The organism is Streptomyces flavofungini (genome assembly GCF_014650815.1).
GTDB lineage: Bacteria > Actinomycetota > Actinomycetes > Streptomycetales > Streptomycetaceae > Streptomyces > Streptomyces flavofungini.
In genome coordinates this window covers 85,426-96,504 of the sequence record NZ_BMVR01000023.1, presented here as the reverse complement: position 1 = coordinate 96,504, position 11,079 = coordinate 85,426, and the positions used below count along the sequence as shown (strand labels likewise).

The following is an 11,079-nucleotide window of genomic DNA, read 5'->3' as shown; positions in this document are numbered from 1 at the left end:
CCGCTTCGCTCTGCCTCCGGCAGCCGAATACTCCGCGTCCTCCGGACGCTTCGTTTCGCGCGTCCCCGCGCGAAACTGCCCGCCTCCGGCGGAAGTTATGGGAATTCGCCTCCGGCCATTCCCCATAACCTGTTCGGCCTCCGGCCGAAAGGAGAATAAGGGGTTATTTCTTGGGCGAGCTTAAGAATTCTCTCAAATTTCCAACAGGGTTTAGAATTCCGGGAATTGACGTCCCGTCAATTCTGGTTCCGCATCGTGGTCTAGCTGTTTAGCTAGTGTTCCGGGAGGGCATTCCATGCCCCGCTGTTGTCCTACGGAATTCCATTCCGTAGGACAACAGCCTACGAGGTTTCCCGGGAAATCAGAACCCCCGGGAAACCATGCTGGTTGAGCCCTCCGGGCCCAACCCAGACGCAGCCTCCGGCCGCCCAGCCCCCACACCACCCCCAGCGCGACGGCCCAGCCGACGCGCAACACCCCTAGGGTCCATCCCGCACCCCGACACGCCACCTGAACACGCCCGCACCCACCCACCCCCAACTAGCGCGGAAGCAGTGGCAGCAGAGGGGAAGTCGCCACCCCTACCACATCCAGGAATAGCTACTGAGCAGGCCGTTCTGGGTTCGCTAGAGGCATGCTCCGCAACCTCTAGCGCAACTTCTAGCGCAACTTGCTAACGCAACATCACTCGCAACATTCCGTGCACGGGGGTTCCCTGCTGACGCCACTCACACTATTATTTGACATCTTGGGGGGCGACCCCGGGAACCGCAGCAACCAGCAGAGGGGAAGTCGTGGAAATCCAGATCTCTGACGGGATTGTGCACCGCATTCCGGGCGACAAGGCACTTATGAACCATCGTGCTATCCAGGCACGGTCGATCGCAAACTTTCTGCCCCTTCTGTGCCAGAGGGCAGACGCAAAGATCGTGCACAACATCGACGCGAACTACACCGGAATTCGGTTCGACACGAAGCACGGGGCGGTCGTCCTTGAGGTTCCTTTTGGTGACGGCCCGTACCGGCTGGTTCGAGAACTCGTCGAGCCGGACAGGGCGGGGCGTACGAGTGTGGAAATGCTGCGGTTCCCTCAGCTCTACAAACCCCAGGGCATCGCACACATGACTGCTGAATTCCTCAGCACGCGCGGATACCTGGGATAGCTCCTACGGGGCGTCCCGATTCGGGGACGCTCCGTTCTCCGGCAGTTCGAGGCGAGAGGGAAGGTCATGGACGAGACGCAAGTCATTAGCGCCGAGGCGCCGGTGACTCAGGACGAGCAGGAGCAGGCGCGTGGCGTCCTGCGTGCTCTTACGCGGGTCGAGGGTGCCGCCGAAGACCGAAGGGCTTCGGCGGGGGTACTGGCGATGGTGGGGCCGCTCGTGGAAGTGTGCTTTGCGATGGCAGTGCGGTCCGGGCACACCGGATTGGCAGTGGCTGGCGTCCCGGTTAGCCGTGCGGACATCATCACCGCGCTGGGCCTGCTGAGTCAGCTTCGGGACACGGAATCGGCCATTCCGGATCTGGTACTCGGGCAGAAGGTCAGGTACCACGGCAGCCTGACTACCCGTCATGGTGAGTACTGGGTCGGCGGCTTCCGCTTCGACGGATCGTGGGAGCAGGAGGGATCGGCCCGGGTGGTTCGGTATGAACTGCGGTCGATCGGTTCGCCTCTGGGTGCGCCGGTCCTCACACACGTGCGACGTCGGAGTCTGACGCCGTTGGCGGAGTACTTGGCTCTGTAGGTGTGCAGGTCAGGGGTGGGTTCACGCCCCACCAAGACACACTATTATGGAAGTTGCCCGGGGGTGGTGGCCCCACCCCCGGGCCCGCAGAATCCAACGACGAGGGGACGCCATGACTCAGCAGTTCGCCGAGCGCGCCATGAGCACTGAGCCGGACAGCGCCCGAAACGCCAACCTCAACGACCTCTACGCGCTCCTTGAGAGCCAGCAGGCCCGAAAGCTCGACGTCGTACTCCCCGCGTCCGCGATGCGGGCCCAGCAGGGTCAGATCGTCGTGCAGGGTGTCGAGGCCATGATCACGGACACCGGAGTCACGAGGGCGGATGGCATCTACCGCCCCACCGCCGTCGCGGACGAGGGAATCGCCGACAAGCTGCGCATCCCGATCGCCTACCTGCGGCGCATGCGCACCGAGAACGTCCCGCTCCTGGACAGCAACATCAACGAGTGGCTCAGGCAGGAGCCGGAGCGCCGTTTCATGCTGCGGGCGTTCCGGGGAGAGCAGCCGCCCGAAGCAGCTCCCGGCGAGGGGGTCGCCCGCGCACTGCTGTCGGACAGCTATAAGCGAATCGACAACGCCGATCTTCTGTTCGCCGCCCTGGAAGGGGTGCAGAACTCCGGGCACCCCGTCCAGATCACCGGATGCGACCTCACCAACCGCCGCATGTACGTGCGGGTGGAATCCGAGCTAGTGGCGGTGCAGGCCCGAGAGCTGTTGCGCGGCTACCGCTCGCCTTTCAACGGCGCCAGCGGTGATGAACTGCCGCTCGTCTCGGCGGGGTTTGTCATCAGCAACAGTGAGGTGGGTGCAGGCGCGTGCACCATCACCCCGCGAGCCGTCTTCCAGGTCTGCACCAACGGCCTGACTGTGGCCAAGGACGTCATGCGGGCCGTGCACCTGGGGGGCAAGCAGGATGAGGGAGTGATCTCGTGGTCTGACGAGACACAGACCCGGACGCTGGCCCTGATCACGTCGAAGGTGACCGATGCTGTGCGCACCTTCCTGTCCGAAGACTATGTGCGGACGAAGGTCGCGGAGATCGAGACAGCCGCCGGGAAGGAACTCGCCGAGCCGACGAAGGCCATCGAGGACGTCACCAAGGCCCTTAGCATCAGCGCGGAGACGAAGGATCTCATCCTTTCCCACTTCGTGCGTGGTGGGCAGATGACCGCCGGGGGTGTCATGCAGGCGGTGACGTCTGCCGCTCAGACGCTCTCCGATGCCGATCAGGCCGCCGCCCTCGAAGCGCACGCGCTGCCCGCGCTTACGGTCGCCGCCCAGCACGGCTGATCAAGCCCCCGTGCGGGCCGGGAACTTCCCCGAGCCCGGCCCGCACGGGTCCCCCGGCCCCGAACAGGACGTTGTGCCCGTCGCCGCGTGCGGCCGGGCGGGCCGGCCTGCCCGCCGCTCGGTCAGCAGCCGCAGGACAGACAGCCGATTCCGAGACCACCTGTGTCTTCACTCACCAGTCGTCGTCAGGCGCGTTCGCGCCTCACGCCTTCCGGCACCAGCTCACCGCCCCTGGACTCACCGCCCTCTGAGGAGGTCGTCATGCCGAACCCCACGGACAGTCAGCCCTTGGACAACAGCCGACCCGTCATGCTCTATCCCGGGGATGATGCGATCAGGGCAGCCCGTCACCGCGTCCTCGATGCGCTCGCAGGCCTCTTCAGCGTGCTGGGTGCCGGATGCCACCGGCTCGGCGTCGCGACCCAGCTCTTTGACGGCTGCCGGGCTGTGGCCAGCGTGGCCGTCTCCCTCACCACGGTGCCCGACCTCCACGTGGACGCTGACCCTTACGACTTCCTGGCCGTGCAGACGGTACTGGTCGCGGCCTTTGAGGGCAGTTCCACCGATCACGCCGTCCTCATGGTGCGCACTGAGGACGAGGGGCGTCCGGTCGTGCGCGGGTGGCGTGTCGTGGACGGATGGCTGGATGCCATGCAGCAGGAGGATGCACTGCGTTCCTTCGCCCCGGAGCCGCCGGAGCAGGCAGCCGGAGCGCCGGACGTTCCGGATCTCAGCCTCTTCTGAGCATCCCTCAGCTCCTGGCTGCACGTGCCGCCCGGTGTCCCCCTTTTCCCTGGGGGCAGAGCCGGGCGGCATCTACCTCCGCCATGCTCAAGTCCGCGAGGAGCCTCACCTGTGACCGGTCATCCCCTGATCATCGAGACGCCTTCGGGCGCTGTGCACGCGAGCGTCGAGCCCCGGGTGGGCGATGCTGTCGTGTTCACCCTGACCGGGGCTTTGCGCGGCAGCGTGCACCTCACGGGCACGCACGACCCCTGCCACTGGGATCAGTTCACCGCCATCAGTTCACCGCCATCCGTGCATGCCTGGGGCCCGTCAACTCCTTCCACCATGCCCCTGTTGATCACGCCCTGCCGCAGCTCACCCGCGGCCGCGTCAGATATCGCGGCAGCGTGACCCTCACCGCCCACCGTCAGTTCGTGTGGGCCAGCCCGCTGACGTCGGCGAACGAACAGCCTCCTTCGGCCAAGACAGCAGCGAGCCTCACGTCCGTTCTGCGAGCGTGTGCCGACAGCGGGGCGCAGCGCGAGGACCTGCCGGTCATCCTGGGTCTCTCGCGGAAGCGGGATACACCCGTCCTCCTGCGCTTCCTGACTTGGTCGGTCGGTTCCTCACGGAACGAGGCCGCGCGCTACGAGGCGACGTTGCGCTCGGCAGAGCGGCAGCGACCGGCTGCCGTAGCGGACTGGTGGGCGGCCGCTCGGTGGTTCACTGCGCGCCCTCACGTGGTGGTGCTGCTCATGCTGGCCGATGTCCCTGGTTCGCTGGCTCGCAGGGTGGGTGTACTGGAGTGGGAAGTCGCGTACTTTCGGGACCAGGCGGGCAAGGAGCGTGAACGGGTTCGCCGTTTCGCGGCCGAGGTGGTCTCTCTGCGCGCCCAGCGGCACGGGAGACGAGCGTGTGCCGGGGCGGAGCGCGATGCCTGATGAGTGCTCGCTCCCGGATGCCGGTTGGGCTCCTCTCGCGCTCGGTTCAGTCGAAGGGGCGGCAATGGATGGCCACTTTACGGCCTGGTTGACCACCGGCCCTCTGTTCCTCGATGGCGAATTCTGCGACCTCACCGTTCTCAGGGACGAACGGGTCGACGACGGCGCGGGGAGCACGGTGTGGGTCTCAACCGACCGGCAGGTGTTCCACGCTCTCACGGGCACCCGCCACGCTGACAACGATACGAGTGGCGCCCAGGCCGAGGCGGAAGCGCTCCTGCGTGCCTCAGGGTGGCGCACCGTCGGTTGCTGGGATGTCGTGGAGTCGGGCGGTTGTGTGGCTGTCGAGTTCGCCACCTGGTTGTGGGCTGTCGGCCCGGATTCGCGCTCGTAGCGAGGGCCGCGCCCCTGCTGTTGCCCTTCGTGGTTTCGGTGGTTCGAGGTTCCCGTACATGTGGCGGGAATGGGCAGGCCAGGGGAGGGTTCACAGAAGAATAAAACACACTATTATTTGATGTGCCGGAAGTTCTGCCCTCCTCCTCCCTCAGGGGCCGCTTCCGTTCGGACCAGGAGCTGACGAAGGGATTCGACCATGGCCGCGTTCCACCACATCACGCCCGAGCGCTGCGCCTACCTGACCTACGCTCTGGACGGCGCCGGGCTGGACTGGAAGGACAACGGCCGTCAGGACGCGCCCGAGTTCCTCACGTACACCGTCACCGGTCCCCACGGACGCGAGTGGTCCATCAGTCCGGCCACCAGCAACCAGATCGTCCCGTCGAAGCCGTTGCACCTCTGGCAGGCCGCGTGCGCGGAGACCTACCACCGCACCGACCGGGTCATGACCGCCGGAGGACTCGCGGATCTCATCCGCTCCTCCCCCAAGTGAGAGCCCCATCGCCGTCGTGGTGTGCATCGGCGCCCTCTCCCGGCGCCACCGGTTGCACTCCGCGGGGGCGGTATCCGCAGCCACGCCGCGTACGGCATCCGTAGCCGCATGCTCCGTCACACCATCCCATCGCACGAGTGAAGAGGCCGCTATGCAGCAGGAGTTGACACCCCAAGAGCAACTGGACGCGCTCGCCGACTCGGTGGCACGCAAGCTGGGCACGCACTGCCGGACGGATCATCTCCCTTGCTCCGGGGGCGACCTGCGGCGCCTCATCGTCGACGACAACGGCCGGGGACTGCGCCTGTGGATGCCGGACCCCCGCCGCCCCGAGCGCCTGGCGATCTGCGCTCTGCTCCCGGAAGGCTCCGGGCGGGCGGCTCCCACGATCAGCATCACGGCCCGCAGCGCCGTACATGTGGCACGTGAGATCAAGCGACGCCTCTACCCGCTGCACGACGCGGCCATGGCGGAAGTCGCCGAGCGTGCCGCGCAGGCTCGACGCGAGGAGAGTGACCGTCGCACCGTGGCCGATGCCGTCGCCGCCATGCTCCCCCACGCGCGCACCACCGAGGACGACGGACAGTTCACCGCCATCACCTGGGGCGACATCTCCCACCTCGTCCTGAACGCGCTGGTGGGGCCGTCCGGGGACTGGGTCCGCCTCGAGCTGGGTTGCCGTCCCGAAACTGCGATCGCCGTGCTGGGCGCCTACAGCAGGGACGTGGAGGACCCGGATGCGGGCTGAGCCGATCGACCGATCCCGCATCCCGTCCGGCGATCGCCTATGCCCAGCGCCCGAAAGGAGAACAGGTGATCATCAAGTGGAACTCCGACAAAGCGCACCGCTGCCCCCGCTGTCACGCCGTTGCCGTGGACGAGCCTTCGAAGTGGAAGGTGTACACCTGCTGCACCTGCGGATCGGGCTTCGCCCGCTGGCCGCGGCTCCAGCGGCTCCTGCCGCACGCGGGTGTGGCCTGCGGGCCCTGCACCGAGCGCCACCTTGCCCCCGTGGACGGTGAGCCCTTCGGCTTTCTGCGCAGTCGGCACGCGGGGGTCGGTGCCGGCGCGCAGCTGCTCACCGAGGCGTGGCTGTTCGACGCCGACGACATCCCCGCCCATCGGGACGGCGTCCGCTACCTGAACACCCGCTCCAGTCGCTCCGAGGCCATGGCGGACATCGCCGGGTGGCGGACGTTCTACCGTCGCGAGCAGGAAGACCGCAGTCCGGTGTTCGGCGTGGTGCTCGACGAGCGGCGGGAGAAATACGGGCCGACCGTTCCCCGCGAGCTCCAGGATCATTTTCTGGACGGGACGCTGGACTTCTACGGCGTCGGCCTCCTGCGCCCGCATCCCCGGCACGGACGGTTTCATGCTGACGCGCTCACCTTCACCTGGGGAATCGTGGCCCCTTGCGGCCTTGAGGGCATTTACACCCAAGTGGACCGCGTGCCCAAGTCCTTGGCCGACTACGCGCCGCGCTCACCGTGACCCGCATGCGCGGGGCCTCATCGCGGTTCGACGGACACCCGCCGAACGGCCCTCGGAAGGCGGAAACATGCAGGTCAGAGGCGGGTTCACACTCACCATGGACACACTATTATGAGAGTTGTGAAGGGGTGGCCATCCAGCCCCTCCCTCACCCGGCCCCAACTCGCCGAGAGGGCACCCCCCTTCTCCAGACGTGCGGGTTCGCCTTCAGGCTCCCGTGAGCCCGCGTCCCCACATCCGGCACCGTTCCGCTTGCGCGGGCGTGCGGACCTGGTTGCGCACGGGCCGCCAGCGGAGCGCCGTCAGCCGTGACCCACGGAAAGGCAGGATCATGACAGAGCAGGAAGCCCGGAAGATGCTGCCGGACGTACGGACGTTCTGCGAGACGCTCGACGCTCTCAGGGCGGTCCGGAAAGCGGCAGGCCAGGCAGCGGCCGAAAAGTACCCCCAGAGGTTCGGCGACCCCACGGGCACGCACGGCGCCGCCGAGTGCCGCCGCCAGCTCGACGCCTTCGCTGAGGAGATGGCGAAGGCTGACGTGGCAGAGGCCAAGGGCGAGAGGGCGGCATGGAGCACCCTTGCGGCCTCCAGTGATCCGCTCGTGAAGTGGATCGCCGAGAACTGCACCCGATACGCCAGGGAAGCCCGGCAAGTCCTCACCGCGCTCCCTGCCACGATCGGCGAACTCGACCGCCTGGCGGACGAACACGACTTCTGCGGGGCCTGGGAGGACTACAGGTGGGAGGCAGCCGAAGCCGGAGTCATCCCACACCGCAAGCCCCAGAGCCCGGCCCGGCGCGCAGTCTTCGAACTGCTCGATCAGGAGGGCTGCTGTCACCTGACGTCGGACTCCAAGTGGCGCCTGGATGCCGCCCTAGACGCCCTGATCCAGGAAGCCACAACAGGTGCCGCCACGGTGGGGACGCCCACGGAAGCCAGCGTCACGGCATAGCCGAGGCGGATCGCATGCCGCCGAAGCCCGCCGGGCACGGCCGCCGCGCCCTGTTTTCCCTCCGCGACAGGGCGCGGCGCGGGCGCCCCACCGCCCGCGAGGCATACGCAACCGCTGCCCGCAGACCGGGTCCTGCCGGAGGGCGCGGTCCGCCCTACCGAAACGCCACGGCGCTGTAGCTCAGCCGGAAGAGCGCGGATCTTATAAGTCCTGAGGTCGCGGGTTCGACTCCCGCCAGCACTACGCCTGACCAGCCCTGACGGCGGGCGACCGCGCAACGCGCCCGCCGTGCAAAGACGGCCGATGCCCCTCGTCGCACCCACCCCGAACCCCGCTGGAGAAGCCTTGTTGCGCCTGCTGAGCCGCGCCCTGCGCCGCACCGCCCGCCTCCACCTTGCCACCCGCCCGTTCACCGCCGGAATCGCGGCACTGCCGCCCACCGCCCTGGAAGCGCTCGGCACCAACGCCACTGCGGCAGAGGCCATCGCCTACAACCGGGGCCGGGTCGCGGCCGCGACCGGGATCGCCCTGTACCGCTGCGGCCACAGGCTCCCGATGCCGGACGACCACCTCGACGACGCCGTCCGCGCCCTGGACTTCCCCTACTCGGTGCCGAGCTCGGAGACGCGGGCCGCTATCCGTGCCGCGATCGCCGTCCTCGAAGCCGATCCCGCCATCAGTGTCCAGCCCTGACCGCCCCAGTGGGCCGCTCCCGTCCGGGCGGTTCGCAAGAGAGGAGTCCCCGGCGTTCCTGGTCACACCCGATCCCTGCACGGGCTCGCTGCCGCCCTGCGGTCGCCTTGACCGCACGCCGCCGGTTGACCAGTTCCTCGCCGGTAAGGGGGCCACCTGGAACGAGGGGGAGGAGATCGAGACCTCCACGCGCCCGCCGGGCAGCGGCCCCGGCGACGTGCACCACATCGCCGACGTTCTGCGGAGCCTGGGACACTGCCCGCTCGCCCCTTACCCGGCCCTCCGGGGCGCAGCTCCCTTGCCTGACATCGCATTTCCGCAGTTCAGAGGCACCTAGCCACCACATGGACTCACACTATTATGAGATATAGGAGTGAGGGCCCCGCCCTTCAACTCACCGTTCAGGCACGCAGAAAGGAGCGCCCCATGCCCACCGCCCCCTCAACGACGGCAGACCAGCCCGTCACGCAGGAGGAAGCCTCGTCGCAATTCGCCGAGCTGGACCCGGCGATGATCGTGCGCGATCCGTGCAACGCCCGCGAGGAGGACCCCGAGCCGGACGAGGAACTGATCAACTCCGTCAAGGAAATCGGAGTCGAGGACGCCATCAGCGTCCGGCCCCGGCCCGACGGCACATTCGCGGCGTTCAAGGGCTGGCGGCGCGCCCAGGCGGCGCAGATCGCCAACTACACCGCCGAGGCAGACGGCCGCCCGGTACGCACGGTCAAGGCATGGGTGCGCGCGGACCTCGTCGGCAATGACGCCTGGACCCGCTTGCTGTCCGTGATCGAGAACAAGCAGCGCGCGAGCATGAGCGAGCGGGACACCCTGCGCTCCGAAGAACTCGCCCTGATCGCCATGAGCGACGTCGAGCGGCGCCGGGCTACCAAGGCCCTCGGCGTGAGCCCCAACGCGGCCAAACACGCCAAGGCGGCGCAGCAGCTCGACGACGCCGCACTGCGCCGGGCGGCGGCCGGAGGAATGGACCTGGAACAGACCGCGCAGCTCGCCGAGTTCACGGACGTGCGCGGTGCTGAGGGCCGACTCATGAGCGCGCACGCCCGCGACCAGGAGGAGGGCGGCGGCGGACGCGGCTTCTGGGATCAGGAGGTGGCGCTGCTGCTCGCCGAGAAGGCCGACGCCGAGGCCCGAGAGAAGGCCGTGGCCGAACTCGCCGACGCGGGCGTGACGATGCTGGGGCCGGTGCCGTCCTGGGACAAGGATTCCGCACAGCCGCTGCCCAGCCTCACCACCGGCCTCGGCAACCCGCTCTCCGAGGACAACCACAGCAACTGCCCCGGTCACCGCGCCCGGCTGGACGAGGAGCACCGGCCCCTCTGGTACTGCGCCGACCCGGCCGCATACGGCCACAAGGTCCGTCCGCAGCCGAAGAAGCCCAAGACCGAGGCGGACGAGAAGAAGGCCGCGGAACGGGCCCGGACGGTGGCGTGCAACCGTGCGTGGAAGGCCGCCGCCGGGCCGAGGCAGGAGTTCGTCAAGCGCCTCGTGCGCGGCCGCAGGCTGCCCGAGGAGGCCCGGCAGTTCGCGCAGCACATCCTGATGAAGCTTCCGCGCTTCTACGGAAAGTGGTCCTCCAAGCAGGAGACGCAGACCGTGAGCCTGCTGCTGGGCGCCAAGGCCCCCGAAGAGGAGTCGGCCGCCGACGTCGCGGCCGCCTTCCCCAAGAACCGGCTCGCCAACGCGCTGTTCGCCCAGGTCGCCGCCGCGTTCGAGGACTCCATCCGCGATCCCCGCCACTTCGACGCCGCCCGGATGGAGCCGGGGTTCCTGTGGGAGTCCCCGGGCCCCGTCTACGCGTCCTACCTGCTGCTCCTGGAGTCGCTTGGCCAGGCCGCTGACGGCAGTTACCAGCTATCGGAGGTCGAGCAGCAGTCGGTGATCGGCCACCGCCCCGCGTCTGAAAGCTGACCGCCCCATGCCCCGGCCGGTCCACCCATCCCCTGTCAACGAGAGGCGAACCACCATGTCGATCACCTTCGAGGACGTGTCGGGCTTCATCGCGCAACTGCCCGACGCGGTCTCCGTCGCACAGGTCCAGGAAGCCGCCGCCCAGCGCCTTCGCGAGCTCGACAAGGCCGCGTACGACGGCGTCATTCCCGGTCGCCGGGCCCGCACCACCGACACTCTGAGCCCGGCGGTACTGCGCGGCCTCACCGGCACCGTCCAGGAACGCAACCGCACCGGCACCCGAGCGGGCTTCCTGCTCGACGAGGCCTCCACGGACCGGCCGCGCGCCCTGTCGCACAGGAGGTACCGCGTTCCCCAGACCACCACGCGCTACCGGCTCAGCAGCATTCCCATCTCCTGTCTGGAGTTGATCGAGGGCTGAC

Annotated in this window: 14 protein-coding genes; all 14 read left to right on the top strand. The window is 68.1% G+C overall.

Going from position 1 to position 11,079, the window contains the following annotated elements:
- The first annotated feature begins 794 nt into the window (after nucleotides 1–794).
- The 14 genes from IE274_RS37255 to IE274_RS37195 all read left to right on the top strand — a co-directional run bounded on the left by IE274_RS37255 (nucleotide 795) and on the right by IE274_RS37195 (nucleotide 11,078).
- Entirely contained in the window at nucleotides 795–1,163 is a 369-nt protein-coding gene (locus tag IE274_RS37255; RefSeq protein WP_190120373.1) for a hypothetical protein, read from the top strand.
- A gap of 66 nt (nucleotides 1,164–1,229) precedes the next feature.
- Nucleotides 1,230–1,745, top strand: coding sequence for a hypothetical protein (locus tag IE274_RS37250; RefSeq protein ID WP_190120372.1), 516 nt, complete (start codon nucleotides 1,230–1,232; stop codon nucleotides 1,743–1,745).
- Nucleotides 1,746–1,857: 112 nt separating this feature from the next.
- Nucleotides 1,858–3,036: a DUF932 domain-containing protein gene (locus tag IE274_RS37245; RefSeq protein ID WP_190120371.1), complete on the top strand. Its 1,179-nt coding sequence runs from the start codon at nucleotides 1,858–1,860 to the stop codon at nucleotides 3,034–3,036.
- Nucleotides 3,037–3,297: 261 nt separating this feature from the next.
- The gene (locus tag IE274_RS37240; protein WP_190120370.1) at nucleotides 3,298–3,780 is read left to right on the top strand and encodes a hypothetical protein; all 483 of its coding nucleotides are present in this window, start codon (nucleotides 3,298–3,300) and stop codon (nucleotides 3,778–3,780) included.
- A 111-nt stretch (nucleotides 3,781–3,891) separates the two neighbouring features.
- A complete protein-coding gene (locus tag IE274_RS39880) occupies nucleotides 3,892–4,173 on the top strand; it encodes a hypothetical protein (RefSeq protein ID WP_229910068.1) in 282 nt (93 codons plus the stop codon).
- Nucleotides 4,170–4,703 (top strand): hypothetical protein, encoded by a 534-nt coding sequence (locus tag IE274_RS37235; RefSeq protein ID WP_229910067.1) that lies wholly within the window; start codon nucleotides 4,170–4,172, stop codon nucleotides 4,701–4,703. The genes IE274_RS39880 and IE274_RS37235 overlap by 4 nt, the downstream gene beginning before the upstream one ends.
- A 64-nt stretch (nucleotides 4,704–4,767) precedes the next feature.
- Nucleotides 4,768–5,097 (top strand): hypothetical protein, encoded by a 330-nt coding sequence (locus tag IE274_RS37230; RefSeq protein WP_190120369.1) that lies wholly within the window; start codon nucleotides 4,768–4,770, stop codon nucleotides 5,095–5,097.
- A gap of 198 nt (nucleotides 5,098–5,295) precedes the next feature.
- The gene (locus IE274_RS37225; protein WP_190120368.1) at nucleotides 5,296–5,592 is read left to right on the top strand and encodes a hypothetical protein; all 297 of its coding nucleotides are present in this window, start codon (nucleotides 5,296–5,298) and stop codon (nucleotides 5,590–5,592) included.
- A 151-nt stretch (nucleotides 5,593–5,743) separates the two neighbouring features.
- Nucleotides 5,744–6,340 (top strand): hypothetical protein, encoded by a 597-nt coding sequence (locus IE274_RS37220; protein ID WP_190120367.1) that lies wholly within the window; start codon nucleotides 5,744–5,746, stop codon nucleotides 6,338–6,340.
- Between the two features lie 263 nt (nucleotides 6,341–6,603).
- On the top strand, nucleotides 6,604–7,083 hold the full coding sequence (locus IE274_RS37215; RefSeq protein ID WP_190120366.1) for a hypothetical protein: 480 nt from the start codon (nucleotides 6,604–6,606) through the stop codon (nucleotides 7,081–7,083).
- A gap of 331 nt (nucleotides 7,084–7,414) precedes the next feature.
- On the top strand, nucleotides 7,415–8,035 hold the full coding sequence (locus IE274_RS37210; protein ID WP_190120365.1) for a hypothetical protein: 621 nt from the start codon (nucleotides 7,415–7,417) through the stop codon (nucleotides 8,033–8,035).
- 348 nt (nucleotides 8,036–8,383) lie between these two features.
- A complete protein-coding gene (locus IE274_RS37205) occupies nucleotides 8,384–8,728 on the top strand; it encodes a hypothetical protein (protein WP_229910066.1) in 345 nt (114 codons plus the stop codon).
- 426 nt (nucleotides 8,729–9,154) lie between these two features.
- Nucleotides 9,155–10,657: a ParB/RepB/Spo0J family partition protein gene (locus tag IE274_RS37200; protein ID WP_190120364.1), complete on the top strand. Its 1,503-nt coding sequence runs from the start codon at nucleotides 9,155–9,157 to the stop codon at nucleotides 10,655–10,657.
- Nucleotides 10,658–10,712: 55 nt separating this feature from the next.
- Entirely contained in the window at nucleotides 10,713–11,078 is a 366-nt protein-coding gene (locus tag IE274_RS37195; RefSeq protein WP_190120363.1) for a hypothetical protein, read from the top strand.
- The last annotated feature ends 1 nt before the right edge of the window (nucleotide 11,079 follow it).